This window comes from Devosia beringensis (assembly GCF_014926585.1).
Lineage (GTDB): Bacteria > Pseudomonadota > Alphaproteobacteria > Rhizobiales > Devosiaceae > Devosia > Devosia beringensis.
The window spans coordinates 3953682-3971728 of record NZ_CP045422.1 but is presented as its reverse complement, the minus strand read 5'-3'; the positions used below and the strand labels follow the sequence as shown (position 1 = coordinate 3971728).

General features: G+C 63.1%; 20 protein-coding genes. 9 read left to right on the top strand and 11 right to left on the bottom strand.

What is annotated here, in order from left to right; genetic code table 11:
• Positions 1-52: 52 nt before the first annotated feature.
• The 4 genes from nuoN to GDR53_RS19290 all read left to right on the top strand — a co-directional run bounded on the left by nuoN (position 53) and on the right by GDR53_RS19290 (position 4402).
• Entirely contained in the window at positions 53-1447 is a 1395-nt protein-coding gene (gene nuoN, locus GDR53_RS19305) for an NADH-quinone oxidoreductase subunit NuoN (protein ID WP_193338177.1), read from the top strand.
• Positions 1448-2278 carry a biotin--[acetyl-CoA-carboxylase] ligase gene (locus GDR53_RS19300; RefSeq protein WP_193336033.1) on the top strand — a complete coding sequence of 277 codons (831 nt, stop codon included), beginning with the start codon at positions 1448-1450 and terminating at the stop codon, positions 2276-2278. It abuts the gene before it with no gap.
• Positions 2279-2349: 71 nt separating this feature from the next.
• The gene (locus GDR53_RS19295) at positions 2350-4023 is read left to right on the top strand and encodes a ribonuclease J (protein ID WP_193336032.1); all 1674 of its coding nucleotides are present in this window, start codon (positions 2350-2352) and stop codon (positions 4021-4023) included.
• A 121-nt stretch (positions 4024-4144) separates the two neighbouring features.
• Complete coding sequence (locus tag GDR53_RS19290; RefSeq protein WP_193336031.1) at positions 4145-4402, top strand: DUF1467 family protein; 258 nt, start codon at positions 4145-4147, stop codon at positions 4400-4402.
• Between the two features lie 128 nt (positions 4403-4530).
• Here the strand turns inward: GDR53_RS19290 and GDR53_RS19285 are convergent, their stop codons facing one another.
• Complete coding sequence (locus tag GDR53_RS19285) at positions 4531-4857, bottom strand: MmcQ/YjbR family DNA-binding protein (RefSeq protein ID WP_193336030.1); 327 nt, start codon at positions 4855-4857, stop codon at positions 4531-4533.
• Between the two features lie 316 nt (positions 4858-5173).
• Between GDR53_RS19285 and proS the strand changes: the two genes are divergently transcribed.
• From proS to GDR53_RS19270, 3 genes are read left to right on the top strand one after another with little or no spacing between them, the layout of a single operon-like run.
• Complete coding sequence (proS, locus tag GDR53_RS19280; RefSeq protein WP_193336029.1) at positions 5174-6523, top strand: proline--tRNA ligase; 1350 nt, start codon at positions 5174-5176, stop codon at positions 6521-6523.
• A gap of 5 nt (positions 6524-6528) precedes the next feature.
• Complete coding sequence (locus tag GDR53_RS19275; RefSeq protein WP_408639810.1) at positions 6529-7890, top strand: ABC transporter permease; 1362 nt, start codon at positions 6529-6531, stop codon at positions 7888-7890.
• A complete protein-coding gene (locus tag GDR53_RS19270) occupies positions 7883-8569 on the top strand; it encodes an ABC transporter ATP-binding protein (protein ID WP_193336028.1) in 687 nt (228 codons plus the stop codon). The genes GDR53_RS19275 and GDR53_RS19270 overlap by 8 nt, the downstream gene beginning before the upstream one ends.
• A 20-nt stretch (positions 8570-8589) precedes the next feature.
• Here the strand turns inward: GDR53_RS19270 and GDR53_RS19265 are convergent, their stop codons facing one another.
• From GDR53_RS19265 to GDR53_RS19230, 8 genes are all read right to left on the bottom strand, one after another.
• Positions 8590-9006: an HIT family protein gene (locus GDR53_RS19265; protein WP_193336027.1), complete on the bottom strand. Its 417-nt coding sequence runs from the start codon at positions 9004-9006 to the stop codon at positions 8590-8592.
• A 3-nt stretch (positions 9007-9009) separates the two neighbouring features.
• Complete coding sequence (locus GDR53_RS19260; RefSeq protein ID WP_193336026.1) at positions 9010-10134, bottom strand: hypothetical protein; 1125 nt, start codon at positions 10132-10134, stop codon at positions 9010-9012.
• Between the two features lie 57 nt (positions 10135-10191).
• On the bottom strand, positions 10192-11370 hold the full coding sequence (locus tag GDR53_RS19255; protein WP_232846676.1) for a GNAT family N-acetyltransferase: 1179 nt from the start codon (positions 11368-11370) through the stop codon (positions 10192-10194).
• 18 nt (positions 11371-11388) lie between these two features.
• Entirely contained in the window at positions 11389-12165 is a 777-nt protein-coding gene (locus GDR53_RS19250; protein ID WP_210321366.1) for an endo alpha-1,4 polygalactosaminidase, read from the bottom strand.
• 4 nt (positions 12166-12169) lie between these two features.
• Entirely contained in the window at positions 12170-12922 is a 753-nt protein-coding gene (locus GDR53_RS19245) for a glycerophosphodiester phosphodiesterase family protein (RefSeq protein ID WP_193336024.1), read from the bottom strand.
• A 62-nt stretch (positions 12923-12984) separates the two neighbouring features.
• A complete protein-coding gene (locus tag GDR53_RS19240; RefSeq protein WP_193336023.1) occupies positions 12985-13443 on the bottom strand; it encodes a RidA family protein in 459 nt (152 codons plus the stop codon).
• Complete coding sequence (locus GDR53_RS19235; protein ID WP_193336022.1) at positions 13440-14762, bottom strand: DNA polymerase IV; 1323 nt, start codon at positions 14760-14762, stop codon at positions 13440-13442. Before GDR53_RS19235 ends, GDR53_RS19240 begins: the two co-directional genes overlap by 4 nt.
• Positions 14763-15044, bottom strand: coding sequence for a DUF3572 family protein (locus GDR53_RS19230; protein WP_193336021.1), 282 nt, complete (start codon positions 15042-15044; stop codon positions 14763-14765).
• Positions 15045-15143: 99 nt separating this feature from the next.
• Here GDR53_RS19230 and GDR53_RS19225 point away from each other — a divergent pair, with 99 nt between their 5' ends.
• Together GDR53_RS19225 and GDR53_RS19220 are read left to right on the top strand one after the other, a co-directional pair.
• Complete coding sequence (locus GDR53_RS19225) at positions 15144-15515, top strand: response regulator (protein WP_193336020.1); 372 nt, start codon at positions 15144-15146, stop codon at positions 15513-15515.
• A gap of 88 nt (positions 15516-15603) precedes the next feature.
• Entirely contained in the window at positions 15604-16974 is a 1371-nt protein-coding gene (locus GDR53_RS19220) for a PleD family two-component system response regulator (RefSeq protein WP_193336019.1), read from the top strand.
• Between the two features lie 413 nt (positions 16975-17387).
• On the opposite strand, the gene rpmG is transcribed toward GDR53_RS19220, so the two are convergent.
• Both rpmG and GDR53_RS19210 read right to left on the bottom strand, forming a co-directional pair.
• On the bottom strand, positions 17388-17555 hold the full coding sequence (gene rpmG, locus GDR53_RS19215; RefSeq protein ID WP_193336018.1) for a 50S ribosomal protein L33: 168 nt from the start codon (positions 17553-17555) through the stop codon (positions 17388-17390).
• A 96-nt stretch (positions 17556-17651) separates the two neighbouring features.
• Positions 17652-18047 (bottom strand): DUF983 domain-containing protein, encoded by a 396-nt coding sequence (locus GDR53_RS19210; RefSeq protein ID WP_193336017.1) that lies wholly within the window; start codon positions 18045-18047, stop codon positions 17652-17654.

Sequence of the window (18047 nt, the reverse complement as noted above, 5' to 3'; positions counted from 1 at the left end):
CGTGAACTCAGACGTTACCGATTTCGCGAGCCTGGCTCCCGCATATCCCGAAATGCTGCTGGCCGTTGGCGCCGTGGTGCTGCTGCTGGTGGGCGTGACCATCAACAAGGAGCGCTCGCTGCTGGTGTCCTATGGCGCCGTGCTGCTGTTGCTGGCCGTTGGCGCCCTGGTGATGTTCGCACCGGTGGACGGCGTGCTGTTCAACGGCGTGTTCATTGCCGACAGCTTTGCCCGCTACATGAAGGTGCTCGTCCTGGGCGGTTCGGCCTTCTCGCTGCTGCTCGCCCTGCCGCGTGCCGAAGAGAACGGCACCCACAAGTTCGAATATGCCGTGCTCGTCCTGCTGGCGACGCTGGGCATGATGATGATGGTCTCGGCCAATGACCTGATGAGCCTTTATATCGGCCTCGAGTTGCAGTCGCTGTCACTCTATGTGCTGGCGGCGATCAAGCGCGATGACAGCCGGGCGACCGAAGCGGGGCTGAAGTATTTCGTCCTCGGTGCCCTGTCCTCTGGCATGCTGCTCTATGGCGCCTCGCTGATCTATGGCTTTACCGGCCATACCAATCTGCAGGAAATCGTGCTGGTCATTGCCGGGGAAGGGCGCTCCATCGGGCTGATCTTTGGCCTGGTCTTCCTGCTGGCCGGCGTGGCCTTCAAGATCTCTGCCGTCCCGTTCCACATGTGGACGCCTGACGTCTACGAGGGCGCGCCGACCCCGGTCACCGCCTTCTTTGCCACGGCACCCAAGGTGGCGGCGATGACGCTGATGGTCCGCCTGGTGATCGATACCTTCCAGGGCATTACCGCGGACTGGCAGCAGATCGTGGTGTTCCTGTCGATTGCCTCCATGGTCTTGGCCGCCTTTGCCGCCATTGGCCAGAAGTCGATCAAGCGCCTCATCGCCTATTCCTCGATCGGCCATGTGGGCTTTGCTCTGGTCGGCCTGTCGTCCGGCACCCAGGTGGGTGTTGAGGGCGTGGCGATCTACATGGCGATCTATGTGATCATGACGGTTGGCCTGTTCGCCTGCGTCCTGTCACTGCGCACCAGTGCGGGCTATGTCGAGACCATTGGCGATATGGCCGGTGCCGCACAGAAGCGACCCTTCGTGGCCGCCGTGATGGCGATCAGCATGTTCTCGCTGATCGGCATGCCGCCACTGGCCGGCTTCTTTGCCAAATGGCACGTGTTCCTAGCCGCCATCGACGCCCAGCTCTATGTGCTGGCAGTGATCGGCGTGCTCGCTTCGGCAGTCAGCGCCTTCTATTATCTGCGTATCGTCAAGGTCATGTACTTTGATGAGCCGGTGAATGAGTTCGAAGCCGTGCCGATGGAGCTCAACCTCATCATGGGCGTCAGCGCCGTACTGGTGGCAAGCTATTACTTCACCATTGGCGCGCCTCTGGCCAATCTTGCCCATATCGCGGCCGGAAGCCTGTTCTAGGTGAACGATTTTTCGCTCGGGCCCAAGGCACGCGCGGCCGGATATCGGCTGCGCGGCTATGACACGATCGGCTCGACCAATGCCGAAGCCCTGGAGGCCGCAACCGCGGGCGAGCCGGGCGGGATCTGGTTTGCCGCGCGGCAGCAGAGCGCGGGCAGGGGGCGACGCGGCCGTATCTGGGAAAGCCCCCACGGCAATCTCGCGGCCACGCTGTTGATTGTTCCGGACTGCGACCCCACATTGTCTGCGACACTGGGCTTTGTGGCCGGTGTGTCGCTGAGCCGGGCACTCGCAGTGGTACTGCCAAAGGGCCTGGTTCGTATCGGTCTCGATGGTGGCGATTCCCGCGACGGGCAGTCCCGCATTGCGCTGAAATGGCCCAATGACGTGTTGGCAGACGGCGCCAAGCTGGCCGGCATCCTGCTCGAAGCCCATAAATTGCCGGACGGCCGCCAGGCCATTGCCATCGGCATCGGCGTCAATGTTGTTGCTGCGCCGCAGGGTTTGCCGTATCCAGCCACCAGTTTGCTCGAACTTGGCGTGCCACGCGGTGCTGAAGACGTCTTTGCTGCGCTGAGTGACGCCTGGACCGAAACTTTCGGCGTCTGGAATGACGGAAGCGGGATTGCCGAGGTTCTCACGCAATGGCGTGCATCGGCCGCCGGCATCGGAGCACCTGTGGCCGTCAATCAGGACGGCGCAGTGCTGCGGGGCATATTTGAATCTATCGACGACGTCGGGCGATTGATCGTTCGCGTCGAGGATGATCGTCGGATCGCGATTACCGCGGGTGACGTGCATTTTGGGGCAACGGCCAGCGCCCGAAGCTGACCATCAATTACGCAGGCGACCGGCGACCAAAGTTCGCTCCGGCGTTGCGTTCGAAAGGACTGAACTGACCCATGGCTAAAACCCAAAGGGATGAACTCGTCTTTGTGGCGCTTGGCGGCGTCGGCGAGATCGGCATGAATATGGGCGCGTACGGCTTCGGGCCAGAAAAGTCGCGCAAATGGATCGTGGTGGACTGTGGCGTGACCTTCGGCGGGCCAGACCTGCCGGGGATCGAGCTGATCATGGCCAATCCCGAATTTCTCGAGGAACGCGCCGACGACGTGCTGGGCCTGATCCTGACCCACAGCCACGAAGATCACTATGGTGCCGTGCTCGATCTCTGGCCCGGCTTTGAAAAGCCGGTCTTCGCCACCCGCTTCACCGGCGCCATGCTGGCAGCCAAGCGCGCCGGCGACGGCATTGTCGAAAATGTCGACCTGACCATCATGGTCCCCGGCAAGCCCTTCAATCTGGGGCCGTTCACCATCGAGGCCATCAATGTCGCCCACTCCATCCCTGAATCCAACGCCCTGCTCATCACCACGCCCATCGGCCGCGTGCTGCATACCGGCGACTGGAAGCTTGATCCGACCCCGGTCGGCAATGCGCCCACCGACGTGGCGCGGCTCAAGAAGATCGGCGAGGACACGTCCACGCCACTCGCACTGATCTGCGACTCGACCAATGCGCTCAAGGATGGCGAAAGCCCCAGCGAGGCCGAAGTCGCCGGCAATCTGGCGGCAATGATCGCCGAGGCCCCCAATCGCGTCGCCGTGACGACCTTTGCCTCCAATGTCGGCCGGGTCATCTCCATCGTGCGGGCCGCCGAAAAGGCCGGCCGCCAGGTGGTCATGTCGGGCCGCTCGCTGCACCGGATCATGGGCATTGCCCGCGAACTGGGCATGCTCGAAGGTCTGCCGCCCCTGCTCGATCAGGATGCCTACCGGTCGATTCCGCGCAACAAGATCGTGCTGATCTGCACCGGCAGCCAGGGTGAGGCCCGGGCGGCGATTGCGCGCATTGCGCGCGGCGATCATCCGGTGATTGCGCTGGCCGCCGGCGATCGCATGATTTTCTCGTCCTGGGCCATTCCGGGCAATGAGCGCGAAGTCATCGACATCCAGAACCAGCTGATCGACCAGGGCGTCGAGGTCATCACCGCCAATGACGGTCTGGTGCATGTGACGGGCCATCCCCGTCGTGGCGAAATCCGCCAGCTCTATGAATGGGTCAAGCCGGCCGTGCTGATCCCGGTGCATGGTGAAGCTGTGCACCTGAAGGCACATGCCAAGCTGGGCCGCGAATGCGGCATCCCGACTGTGTGCGAAGCGCGCAATGGTGACATGGTGCGCCTGTTCCCCGAGACCCAGATGTTCCCCGGCGAAGTGCGCACGGGCGAACTGTATCTCGACGGGCTGGTGCTTTGCACGCCCGACGAGTCGGGTGTCAAAGGGCGCCGGCGGTTGTCGTTTGGCGGCCATGTCGTGGTCAGCCTCTGCGTCAATGCTGGCGGGCAGGTGGTGTCAGGCCCCGATCTGGTGATCGATGGCCTGCCCGAAACCGAGGATGAATCGCTGACCGAACTGGTGCAGGACACCATTGCCGGCGTGCTCAAGTCGATGCCGCCCAAGCGCCGCAGCGATACCGAAGTGCTCAATTCCGCGCTGTTCAAGGGCATTCGCAACGAGGTCAACGCCTATTGGGGTCGCAAGCCCAACGTCTCGGTGTTCGTCCACCGCGTCTGATCATGCCGGTGTCGCGGCTCTGCAACGGGCCGCGACACTGTCGCAACTTCCGTGCCCCAGCGCGATGGGATAGAGTGGTGACACCATTTCGTCGCTATTTGGTCACCAGTCTGAACGGGTAATGACTATGCAGGTCGCTTCACTCATCGCCGTGTTCTTCGTGCTGTGGTGGATCAGCTTTGTCGCCGTGCTGCCGATCGGCAACCAGAGCGTCCATGAGGCCGGCGCGCCCGTGGTCGCCGGTAGTGATCCGGGTGCCCCGGTAGCGCCGCGACTGTTGCGCAAGGCGCTGATGGCGACGGGCCTGGCCATTGTGCTGACCTTGCTGCTGCTCTGGGCCATGTCCAACGAGACGCTGCACCACTACTGGAACCGCTGAGCGCGGGACGGATTCGCGTCCGCCCTTGTTTGGCGGTAGCCCACGATCCCCGCCTAGCCTTCCCTGACGGGGGAGGGATCGGGCCGGTGGCTGGGCAACCCGTTTTCGTAAAACGCGTGCCGGCCGGGCTAGCGCTTGCGGGTCGGTTTGGTGATGGCATGGGCGTGCGCCATGGCGAGGGCGGCGGCGAGATCGGCTTCCGTGGCGGCGGCCAGGGTGAGCGTGGTCCAGCCCTGGCGGCCCCAGGCATTGTCGAGCGCGGCAAACAGGTCAGGCGCCACCATGCATTTGAGGGCCTGCTCGTCCGGCGTGAACTTGAGGTTGGCGCTGTCGCCATCGGCCGCCAGGGTGGCATAGATGCGATTGACCTTGAAGGCCCGGCGATCGACATGGGGTGCTTCGACGGTGCCAGCCAGCGCCATGGCCAGTCGGCGCAGGTCCGCTTGCGTGGCCATCAAAAAGCCTCCTGAACCCGACAAACTCCTACACCACATAAAAAAAGCGGGGCACTGGGCCCCGCTGAATAAGTTTGTTCGACAATACGCTGGTCTTAGGTGCGCTACTTAAGCGCGCAGCCAACGCTCCTCCCTTGACGTTGTCGACGTCCGGCGGTTTGTAACCACCTGTGCTTTATTGCTGGCGACCCTAACAAGGGTTCAACAGTCTGTCACGCAGATTCTGCATGCCTTCCATGCTTGCATCGGATGGACGAGTAGGATTTGAGTGGGCATCAACAAAAGCCACGAGTCGACTGATTTTTCGGGAGTTACCATGCGCCTGTCTCGCTACTTCTTGCCGGTGCTGCGTGACGTCCCCAAGGACGCCGAAATCGTCTCGCATCGGCTGATGCTGCGGGCAGGCATGATCCGCCAGCAGGCCTCGGGCCTCTATTCCTGGCTGCCGCTGGGCTACAAGGTGCTGATGAAGGTGCAAAAGATCATCGAGGAGGAGCAGGATCGTTCCGGCGCGGTGCAATTGCTGATGCCCACCATCCAGTCGGCCGATCTGTGGCGCGAAAGCGGGCGCTACGACGCCTATGGCAAGGAAATGCTGCGCATCCAGGATCGGCACGAGCGCGATTTTCTCTATGGCCCGACCAATGAGGAGATGATCACCGACATCTTCCGGACCTATGTGAAATCCTACAAGGACCTGCCGCTCAACCTGTACCACATCCAGTGGAAGTTCCGCGACGAGGTGCGGCCGCGCTTCGGCACCATGCGCAGCCGCGAATTCCTGATGAAGGACGCCTATTCCTTCGACCTGACCAAGGAAGATGCGGTCAAGGCCTATGAGCGCATGTTCGTGGCCTATCTGCGCACCTATGCCCGCATGGGCCTGACGGCGATTCCGATGCGCGCCGATACCGGCCCGATCGGCGGCGACCTCAGCCATGAATGGATCGTGCTGGCCGAGACCGGCGAAAGCGCCGTGTTCTGCGACCAGCGCCTGCTCGACAAACCAATTCCCGGCCCCGACACCGATTTCCGCGGCGATCTCAACCCGATCTTCGCTGACTGGACCTCACGCTATGCCGCCACCGAAGACATGGTGGACATGGCCGAGTTCGAGGCCGCCGTTCCCGAGGAATTCCGGGTTTCCGCCCGGGGCATCGAGGTTGGCCATATTTTCTACTTCGGCACCAAGTATTCCGAGCCGATGAAGGCCAGCGTCACCGGGCCCGAGGGCAAGGAAATCACCGTCCATATGGGCTCTTATGGCATCGGGCCGTCCCGCCTGGTGCCGGCACTGATCGAGGCTTTCCATGACGATAACGGCATTGTCTGGCCGGTCTCGGTGGCGCCGTTCGAAGCGGTGCTAATCAACCTCAAGGCCGGCGATGCCGAATGCGATGCTGCCTGCGATGCGCTCTATGCTGAGCTCAACGCGGCTGGCCTCGACATGCTCTATGATGACCGCGACCAGGGCGCCGGCGCCAAGTTCACCACGGCCGACCTGATTGGCATTCCCTATCAGATCATCATCGGGCCCCGCGGGCTCAAGGCCGGCGAAGCCGAGATCAAGCACCGCAAGTCCGGCGAACGCGAGACCCTGCCGATCGCTGCGGCCGTGGCGCGGCTCAAGGGCCTGATCGAACCCCAGAGAAAGACCGACATTTGACCGACCTGGCGCCGGCTGCACTGAACAAGGGCACGCGCGCCTTTTCGCGCTTTGAGTGGCTCATTGCCGGCCGCTATCTGCGGGCCCGGCGCAAGGAGGCGTTCATTTCGGTGATCGCCAGCCTGACCATGGTGGGCGTCGCCATCGGCGTCGCCACCCTGATCGTCGTCATGTCGGTCATGAACGGGTTCCGAGCCGAGCTGCTGACCAAGATCCTGGGCCTCAACGGCCATTTCACGGCCTATCCGATCGAGCGCGAATTCACCGACTACAAGGAAACCATCGCCGCGCTGCAGCAGATCGAAGGCGTGGACTTCGCCGTCTATTTCGTCGAGGGCCAGGTGCTCGCCTCCGGCCGGGGCAATTCGACCGGCGTGACCGTTCGCGGCATGGACGCGGAAAACATCGAGAAGCTCGACCTGCTCTACAACGCGGCCACGCAGGGCGGCTGGGACCAGTGGGACAGCTCCAAGGGCGTGGCAATCGGCTACCGGCTGGCGCAGACGCTGGGCGTGTCCCTGGGCGACCAGGTGCAGATCATCAATCCCGATGGGGCGATGACGCCGTTTGGCTCGACGCCGCAGATCCGCTCCTATCCCGTCGACGTGATCTTTGACCTGGGCATGGTCGAGTTCGACAGCTTCTTCATGTACATGCCGCTCGAGGCGGCCCAGACCTATTTCAAGCAGTTCGAAGAAGTGCTCAAGCCCGGCATGGGTCCGCTGGACCCGCTGGCCAGCGATGCCGAGATCGATGCCGCCTATGAGCGCATCAACCGCGTCTCGGCCGCCGAAGTCTTCATCCATGATCCCGATGATGTCATGGTGATGCGGCAACGGCTGCAGACCGACCCGGCGACACGGCCGCTGGTGCTGACCGATTGGCAGCAGCGCAACGAAACCTTCTTTTCGGCGCTGCAGGTGGAGCGGGTGGTGATGTTCACCATCCTCTCGATGATCATCCTCGTCGCCGCCTTCAACATCATCTCAAGCCTGATCATGCTGGTGAAGGACAAGAGCTCCGATATCGCCGTGCTGCGCACCATGGGCGCCACGCGCGGCGCCATCATGCGGATATTCTCGATCACCGGGACCACGATTGGCGTCATCGGCACGGTGTCAGGCGTAATCCTGGGCCTGGTGGTGGCGGCCAATGCCGAAACCCTGCGCGCCTTTATCTCCAACACGCTGGGCGTGGCGATTTTCCCGCCCGAAGTGTTCCTGCTGTCCTCGCTGCCCTCCAAGACCGATCCGCTGGAAGTGACCGTGGTGGTCTGCCTGTCGCTCGGCCTGAGTTTTCTCGCGACGCTGTATCCGGCCTGGCGTGCTGCGCAATATGATCCGGTAGAGGCCCTGCGTTATGAGTAAGCCGCATCTGGTACTGACCGACGTCCATCGCCATTACGGCCAGGGCGACAAGATCGTGCATGTGCTGGAGGCCGCCAACCTTACCGTCAACAGCGGTGAACTGGTGGCGCTGGTAGCGCCCTCCGGCGCCGGCAAATCGACGCTGCTGCACCTCTCAGGCCTGCTGGAGAGCCCGCAGGGCGGCGAGGTCGAGCTGATGGGGATCAAGACCAGCCATCTCGGCGACCGGGGCCGTACGCAGCTGCGCCGCTCCACCGTGGGTTATGTCTACCAGTTCCACCATCTGCTGCCCGAATTCACCGCGCTCGAGAACGTGTCGATGCCGCAGCTGATCGCCGGCAAGTCGCAGGCGGAGGCCGACAAGCGTTCGATGGAACTGCTGGACCTGCTGGGGATCGGCGCCCGCGCCAGCCATCGGCCGGCCGAACTGTCGGGCGGCGAGCAGCAGCGCGTGGCCATTGCCCGGGCCGCGGCCAACCATCCCAAGGTCATCCTGGCGGACGAGCCCACGGGCAATCTCGATCCCGAGACCAGCGACATCGTCTTCGGTGCGCTGGCCGACCTGATCAAGAATGAAGGCGCGGCGGCCCTGATTGCCACCCACAATCACGACCTGGCGCGGCGCGCCGATCGTATCGTTACGCTCAAGGGCGGTCTGGTCGTCGCCCACACGCTCTAGGGTAGGGGCCGGCGTCGCCGCTAGAGAGCGGCGGCAATCGCCTGGGCGAGGGTCGCGAGTTCTGCATTGTCCGCCTGGCCGCCGCCATGGGTACCCAGCGCGACGCCATCGAATACCGGGATGACGTGGAAATGCAGGTGGAACACCGTCTGCCCGGCCGGCGCCTCGTTGAACTGCGCCACGCGGACGCCATCGGCCCCGGTGGCCGCCTTGGCCGCCCTGGCGACCCGCTGCACCAGCGGCATCACCGCTGACAGCACCGCCGGGTCGGCATCCAGCAGGTTGCGCGACGCCGCCTTGGGGATGACCAGGGTGTGACCGCGCGACTGCGGAAAAATATCCATCATGACGAGGGCGCTGTCGTCCTCGAACACCTTGTGTGCCGGGATGTCGCCGGCCAGAATCTTGGCAAAGATATTGGAGGGGTCATAGGTCATGGTTCACTCCGCCGGCTGGGTCAGGTCCGGCTGGCCCTTCTGGAAGAAACGGAAGCGGAAAAAGTTCAGTACCGCCAGGCCGGTAAAGGTAACCGGCACGTAGCGGAAGCCGCGACGGATGAAGAACAGGGCAATAGCGGCGGCCGTGTCGGCGCTCATGGCGCCCTTGCCCATCGCGGATGTGAAGGAGGAGGGGACGATGTGCCGGTAGATCAGCGCATCTGAATGGTAGAACTCGAGCGCCTTGACCGCGAAGGCGCGCTTGGAGGCAGAATAGGTCTTGAGCTCATCCATGCCCATGTCGCCATGGAACTCGACCTCGGAGCCAACGGCCCAGACTTCCGGCGGGGCGAGCCGACTGGCACCGATCTCGGTGAACAGCGCGGTGAGATCGCGGAAGGTGACGAAATTGGCGTTCCAGCAATCTTCGCTCTTGGCGCCGTGCGCCAGGATCAGCACATCGGCGGCTTCGAGCTTGGCGCGCATGGCCGCGTAGTCGCCGGCGGCAAAGTCCACGCCGGATTTGGCGGTTTCGACAATGCCGCCCAAGCGTTGTAGCCGCGCCACCATGGCCGAGCCCAGGGCGCCGCTGGCGCCGGTGACGAGGAACCTGCGCCCCTTGATCTGGCAGGCCGTGCCGGCGAACAGATCAAAGACATTGCTGAAGGATGAGAAAAAGCTGTGCGGATAGACGTGGTGCATGGCGTGGTAATTGTTGTCTACCCAGAGCAGGCCCTGCTGACCACCAACCCGCTCCATCGACATGTGATTGTAGTCGAGCCCTTCCTCGCGCAGCGTCGCGCCCAGCATCACGGTGCGCAGAACGGCAACCAGGGCAATGGGCGGCCAGGGAAAGACCAGCAGGAAAGCCGCCGTGCCGGCCATGGCCGTCAGATATTCAGGCAGGATGTGAAACCAGATATTGGCCCGGGCATAGGCCGGGTTGACCTGCATGTCGCGGCCAAGGAACTTGTGGTGCACCCAGTGCCAGGACGACAGGCGCCGCAGCAGGGGACTGGATGACGTCTCCCACTGGTGCAGCGTCCAGTGCAGTACGTCAAACAGGGCGGTTGAGACTACAAACGCCAGAGCGGCCTGCAGCACGAATACAAAAATATCCCAGATCATGGCTACCTACATAGGGCCCAAGGGCAATCGGGGAAAGCACAGATTGCCGCCTGGCCGTCACCGATCGGTGCGCTCGCCCTTGCGAAACGGCGTGAACTGGTCGAGCACATCCTGATTGTGCTCCACCGAGCGTCGCTCCTGTTCGAGATAGTCGGCTACCGCGGCCCGCAGGCCGGGATGGGCCAGCCAGTGCACCGAATAGGTCGTCGAGGGGGCATAGCCGCGCGCCAGCTTGTGCTCGCCCTGCGCGCCGGCCTCCACCACGGCCAGCTTGTGCTCGATGGCATAGTCGATGGCCTGATAGTAGCAGAGCTCGAAATGCAGGAATGGCACGTCGCGGGTACAGCCCCAGTTGCGGCCGAAAATGCGGTCCTGGCCAACAAAGTTGATGGCCCCGGCAATGGGCGTGTCGCCGTCATAGGCCAGCATCAGCACAATCGCATCGGCCATGTTCTGGTTCAGCCGCGAGAAGAATTCCCGGTTGAGATAGGGCCGCCCCCATTTGCGGGCGCCGGTATCCTCGTAGAAATCGTAAAAGGCATCCCAGTGATGCTCTTTGAGGTCGGCGCCTGACAGCCACTTGACCGTCAGCCCATCGCTGAGCGCATCGCGCCGCTCGCGCCGGATCATCTTGCGCTTGCGTGAAGACAGGGTCTCGAGGAAGTCGTCGAAACTGGCATAGCCGTCATTGTGCCAGTGGAACTGGGTATCGACCCGCTTGAGCCAGCCTTCGGTCTCTATCTCGTTGGCCTCGGCCTCCGGCACGAAGGTGGCGTGCACCGACGAGGCATCGCGCTGGCTCGCCAACTGGCGCGCCGTGGACAGCAGGGCCGAGCGGACCAGGGGATCGCCCGAGGGCACCAGCAGTTTGGGCGCTGTGGCCGGGGTGAAGGGCACCGAGCATTGCAGCTTGGGATAATAGCTGCCGCCGGCGCGCTCCAGGGCGTCGGCCCAGCCATGGTCGAAGACATATTCGCCCATGGAATGGGATTTGAGAAACAGCGGCATCAGGCCAACGGGCCGGTCCTGGGCGTCGCTGAGCAGGATGTGCTGTGGCTGCCAGCCGGTGCGCGCCGTAGCGCAGCCGGATTCTTCGAGCGCCAGGAAAAAGGCGTGATCGAGGAATGGGTTATCGACTCGACCGGCAGTCGAGGGGGCAAGCGCGTTCCAGACGTCAGCTGGAATGCTGGCCGTGCTGGGATGAATGGTGGCGCGAAATGTGGACTGGTCGGCCAAGGCATATCCCGGCGGGCTTCAACAGGTTTGATAGAAATAGGCCGGTTCGCCGGGAATTGTAAGGTTCCTGTCGCGTCGGATCACGGAGATGTGGGCGCCGCGCGCCGCACAGGCCGCCGTGAAGTGCTTTTTCGGGGTATCCGTGTACTCAATCTCCAGCACATGGGCGCCGAACACCTCGGTATAGCCCGCGCATTCGTCATAGACCTGGCACGATTCGACGATGGCAAAATCGAGACCGGCAGCCTTGCCGCGACCGGCCAGTTCACCGGCATTCTTCTGCCCGAACGCCAGGCCAAGGCCATGCGCGGTCTCGACCAGAGCCGCGACATAGGCAAGGTTGTCAGCCATGCTGATCGCGCCGGCGGAGCGGGAATAGGTGTCCAGATTGTCTGCCTCGATGGCGTCATACCCATCCCGGGCGCATTGCGCGATCCAGTCGCCAACAATGGCCACCAGACCGGCGCGCCTTTCTGCTGTGCTGGTATCGAGCAGGATCTCACCGGGCCAGTTGGGGTCCTCGACCAGCTCGCCATCGCGGCGCAGCAGCAGGTCGGCATGCTGGGCCAGCCACCAGTCGGTTTCCTGCGGCTGCGTCTGGAAGGCGTTGACGTAACAGATGTTATAGAGCCCCGACGCTATCGGGTCGGCGCGGTCGCGGCTGACGATCAGCGTGCCCGGCGGCGGCGGATAGGCGCCACCGAGCTGGGAATCATACTGTCCGCCTGCAGGCGGCAGCCTGACCGGCTGTGCGAGGGCCGGACTGGCAAGCAGAACAAGGGCGAGAGCGGCCAACAGATTACGCAGGATCAAAACCCTCGAAGACGATCTGGTCGGCATGCGGTCGGGCGGTATCGGCCTGGCTCTGCGTGCGGATGGTCCAAGCGGTCACCGGCTTACCGAGCGCGCGCCAGAACCTGATCGCGGGCAGTTCCAGCGCTTCGTCGTGGCAGGAAATGAAATCGAACTGCGTCTGCGGCCAGTGCAGCAGATGGCGCAGGGCAAAGCGCTGGGCCGCGGTGAGCTTGCCGTTCCATTCCGGCTTGTCATAGCCATAGGTGATGATGCCGCGCGGGCCGGTAAAGCCATGCGCGCGGATGGCCGTCAGCAGGGTCGGATCAAACGACTCGACGGTAACCGGGCCGGCATAGGTGGCCAGGCCTTCTGCCACCGTGCGGGCGAGGGTCTGGGTGCCAGCGGGATCGCGCTGCTGCTTGAGTTCGATCTGCAGCAGGGTGCGGCCGGCGATCTGGGCAAGGAAGGCGGCAAAGGTCTGCGGGCATTCGCCGGCACTGCTGCCAAGCAGGGCGGTCGTGGTGACCTGGGCGCTGTCGGCATCGGCAACAGCCCCAGGCAGGCCGATCAGCCGCTCCATGCTGTCGTCATGGAACACCACCGGGACGCCGTCGGCGGTCAGCTGGACGTCGCATTCGATGGCGAAATTGCCGGCAATCGCGGCCTCGAAGGCGGCGGCGCTGTTTTCAATGACGCCCGCGGCCTGGTCATGCAGGCCGCGATGCGCGATCGGGCGGGGGAACAGTGGGTCGGTCATGCTGGATCTCGTCGTGGCGTGAGCGTCTCCAGTGACACCGGACTGTGACGGCGATGTAACGGTCAGATCTCGACGATGGCTTCGATCTCGACGGCGGCGCCGAAGGGCAGGGAGGCCACGCCGAAGGCGGCGCGTGCATGCTTGCCCTTGTCGCCCAGAATCGCCACCAGCATGTTCGAGCAGCCATTGGCGACCAGATGCTGTTCGGTGAAGTCGGGTGTGGAGGCGACTAGCACGGTGATCTTGACGATGCGCTTGATCTCCTCGAGCGGCACGCCGGCCGTGTGCACGATATGCGACAGCACGTTGAGCGCGGCCAGTTCGGCAGCATTGCCGCCCTGCACGACGTTCATGTTGTCGCCCAAAAGGCCCGTGACCACGCCCTGATCATTGGACGAGATTTGGCCCGAGACATAGAGCAGGTTGCCGCTGCGATTGACTGGCACATAGCTGGCGACAGGCGCCTTGGGGGCGGGGAGTTCGTAGCCAAACTCGCGGAGTTTTTCGATCGGGCTGGTCATCTGGTCTTGCCTTCGCTTTGGTCGTCGTCGGGCCCGGCCGGCGGCGCCGGCGGGTGTTTGTAGAGCTTGCCGCGGATCACCGCTTCCCGGCCGAAGCGGGTACGCACGCGATCCATGGCGCGTTCCGCCGCGGCCTTGCGGGCCACGGCCGGTTCCAGCAGGTCTGCCGGATCACTGCCGCTGGCGGTGTCGATACCGGAAACGCCGATTCCAATCAGCCGGAATGCGGTGCCATCGGCCTCGGGGCCCAGCAGCGACAGGCCGGTTTCATAAATGACATTGGCCAATTGGGTCGGGATCATCAAGTGCCGGGCGCGGGTGCGCAAGCGGAAACCGGCCGATTTCAGCTTCAGTGTCACTGTGTCACCCACAATATTCTTGGCCTTGAGCCGTTCGGACAGCCGTTCGGTGACCTTGAGCAGTTCGGTGGAGAGCTCCTCGAGGCTGGCAATGTCGCTGTTGAAGGTGGTTTCCGACGAGACGGTCTTCATCTCGCCCTGCGTGGTGATCTTGCGGCTATCCTCGCCGCGGGCCAGCCGGGCCAGGCGGGCGCCGGTCTCGCCATAGCGGCGCATCAGCCGGTCCGGCGATTCGTTCTGCAGCTGACCGATGGTGAGCAGGCCATCCTTGCGCAGCGTTTCCGCCAGCACCTTGCCCACGCCATAGATCAGGCTGATCGGCCGGGGCGCCAGAAATTCCACAGTTTCCGCCGCGCCGATGACGGCAAAGCCGCGCGGCTTGTCGAGATCGGAGGCGACCTTGGCCAGGAACTTGTTGTGGCTGAGCCCGACCGAGATCGAGACGCCGATCTCGCTCTCGACGGCACGGGCGAAGCGGGCCAGCACCACGGCGGGCGGCGCCTTGTGCAGGATCTGCGTGCCGGCGAGATCGAGAAAGGCCTCATCGATCGAGATGGGTTCGACCAGCGGGGTGAGCGCATCCATCTTGGCGCGGATCTGCCGGCTGACCTCGACATATTTGGCCATGTTGGGCTTGATGATCACCGCATCGGGGCAGAGGTCTCGCGCCTTGAACATGGGCATGGCCGAGCGGACGCCGGATTGGCGGGCAATATAGCAGCAGGTCGAGACCACGCCGCGCACGCCGCCGCCGATGATCACCGGCTTGTCGCGCAGGCTCGGGTCATCGCGCTTCTCGACTGAGGCATAGAAGGCGTCGCAATCGACATGGGCCGTGGTAAGGGCGAACAGTTCCGCATGGCTGCGCAGGCGCGGCGACCCGCAGGCGGGACAGCGCTCCGGAATGGCGGCTGCCGTCCCGTATTGCAGGCAATCCCGGCACAGCCAGTCATGCGCCAATCAATACTCCGTCCGGTTGATCGTGTGGAACACCCGCATGAAGGCCTCGGGCGCTATGTTCGCATTCGCACAGAGCGCGAGCAGAATCGGTTCATTTGAGGCAACATAGTCGACAAGGCCGCGCTGCAGAGCAGGCGTGCCGACGGCGCCCCGCAGGGCGGCCGGATCAAGGCCGGCATGCTGCATGAAGGCCAGCAATTCCTCGGGGTTCTCCGCGAGATAGCCCAGGCACATGTCGGCATAGCTGGCCAGGGCTGCGGTTGCGGGATCGGGACGGGGCACGGCTGGGCTCTTTTGATGATTTGTAAGCGTTTTGATGCTAGCTGAAATGGGCAGCAAAGCGAAGTGCTGCCAGCGCCTTAGCGGCGCGAGGATGGATCAATGCCCAAGACAGTGATGATCGTTGAAGACAATGAGCTCAATATGAAGCTCTTCAACGACCTGCTCGAATCGCGCGGCTATGCCGTCATCCAGACCCGCAACGGGATGGAGGCGCTCGATCTGGCACGTGCGCACCACCCTGACCTGATCCTGATGGATATCCAGCTGCCCGAGGTTTCCGGGCTCGTGGTGACCAAATGGCTCAAGGATGATGACGAGATGGCGCACATCCCGGTTATCGCCGTCACGGCCTTTGCCATGAAGGGCGACGAGGAACGTATCCTGCAGGGAGGCTGCGAGGGCTACATCAGCAAGCCCATCTCGGTACCTCACTTTCTGGAAACTATTGCCCGCTACATTGGCCCTGCCTGATCGTTGCAGCGCGCTGCTGCCTGCTGCCTGATCGGCCCGCCTGATGCCGGATATCCCCGGCAGGCGAACTGCTATTTCGGGGCCGATAGTGACCGCACGCGTGCTGATCGTTGACGATATTCCCACCAATGTCCGCCTGCTCGAGGCGCGGCTCAGTGCCGAATATTATGCTGTAGTGACAGCGTCGTCGGGTCCGCAGGCCCTGGCCATCTGCGAGAGCCAGGACATCGACATCGTCCTGCTCGACGTGATGATGCCCGACATGGACGGCTTTGAAGTCTGCCAGCGGCTCAAGAGCAATCCCCGCACCCAGCACATCCCCGTGCTGATGGTCACCGCCCTGGACCAGACCTCGGACCGCGTACGCGGCCTCGAAGTGGGCGCGGACGATTTTCTCACCAAGCCGGTGGACGACGTGCAGCTGCTGGCGCGGGTCAAAAGCCTGGTGCGCCTCAAGTCGCTGACCGACGAATTGCGGGCCCGGGCCATGACCGGCCAGCAGATCGCCATCGAAGACGCGATCCGGGCCATGGACACGATCAACACGGCCGGCGGCTCGGTGCTGATCATCGACACCGATGCGCGCCATGCCGAGCGCATCAAGAGTTATATCACGCCCGAACATGACGTGGATATCTTGCTCACCCCGGCCGACGCGGTGTTCCAGGTCACTGGCAAACAATATGAATTGGCTTTGGTCTCGATGGCGCTCAACGAGTTCGACCCGCTGCGGGTCTGCTCACAGATGCGCACGCTCGAGCATACCCGCAACCTGCCCATCATCCTGATGGCCGAGGAAGCCGACAAGCCCAAGGTGGTGCGGGCGCTCGACCTGGGGGTGAATGACTTCATCTCCCGCCCCGTCGAACGCCATGAGCTGGCAGCCCGCGTCCGGACCCAGATCCGGCGGCATCGCTACGCCATGGAACTGCGCCAAAGTGTCAACAATACCATGGCCCTGGCCGTGACCGATGACATGACGGGCCTTTACAACCGGCGCTATTTCGACCGGCATCTCGGGGTCATGCTGGGCAAGGCGCAGGCGCTCAAGCGGGACATGGCGCTGATGATTCTCGACATCGATCACTTCAAGGCGGTCAATGACGGCCATGGGCACGATATCGGCGACGCGGTCATCCGCGAGTTCGCAGCCCGCTTGAAGCGAAACATCCGAGGCATTGATCTGGCTTGCCGATTCGGCGGCGAGGAATTCGTCGTGCTGATGCCCGATACCGATTTCCGCCAGGCCGAGGCCGTGGCTGAACGGGTGCGGCAGTCCATCTCTGATCGCGGCTTTGACGTTGGCTCACCGCGACCGCTGTCGGTGACCGTTTCGGCCGGCGTCACGCTGAACGAAAGCCTGACCGACACGCCCGAGTCGCTGATCAAGCGGGCCGACGTGGCGCTCTATCGTGCCAAGCGCGAAGGCCGCAATCGGGTGGTGTTCGACGCCGCCTGACATATCAGTGCAATTGTCGCCATTAGGGTTATTTGTTATAATTAACAAAAGGTTGCCAGCCGCAAAGGCCCGGTTTGCCTTGTCTTTTTGCGGCCGCAGGGTAGGTTGCCCTCAACACCGGCCGGCGCTCCAGACGAGTTGCAGCCGATGGTTCCCTACGGCTCGTCTCAGGTCCGCCGCAACTCCTGAGCCCCGTAGGGCGGTTGGTCCGGACGCGGACAGAGTGGCCTCTTCGACATGCCGCTCCGGACCAGCCACTCCTCATTCGATGCGTCGTCACCTTTGCCCCCATCTGGTCAGCAGACTGCTCACCTTGAGCGTCACGCTTTGGCGCTTTGGTGACAAACGACCGACAGCAAAAAGCCCCGCATCGATGATGCGGGGCTTTTTTGGGTCGTCGAACAGGCGCCAGATTACTTGATCTTGGCTTCCTTGAACTCGACATGCTTGCGCACTACGGGATCGTACTTGTTGTACGAGAGCTTCTCGGTCTGGGTGCGGGCGTTCTTTTTGGTCACGTAGAAAAAGCCAGTATCAGCTGTCGACACGAGCTTGATCTTGACGGAAGCAGCTTTGGCCATGTTGTAGTCCTTCACAAAGCAAATGGCGCCGCGGATTCCCCGGCGCCGGAATTTGGCCGCAACCTACGGATTTACCGCAGATTGTCAAGGCAGCTTTCAGTCACGCTGGCCGGTGCCGAAGCCATACATGCCATTGGCCCACTGCAGGCCGACAATGGCGCCCTTGATGGAGGGCAGCATGGCCATGGGCAGGATAACCGCCAGCGGCACCATGGTGTAGAGATAGACCAGCGGGTTTACGTGCCAGACCATCTCCATGTGCAGCATGGCCAGGATCAGGATGTGCCCGACAATAGTGATGGCGATATAGGGCGGGAAGTCATCGGCGCGGTGCAGGTCAAGCTGCTCGCCGCAGCTGTCGCAATGCTCTGCCACCTTGAGATAGGCGCGGAACATCTTGCCCTGGCCGCAATGCGGGCACTTGCACAGCGTGCCGCGCCACATTGCCTGCCCAACATCGCGCTGGTCGATTGCCTTTGCCTTGCCTGCCAT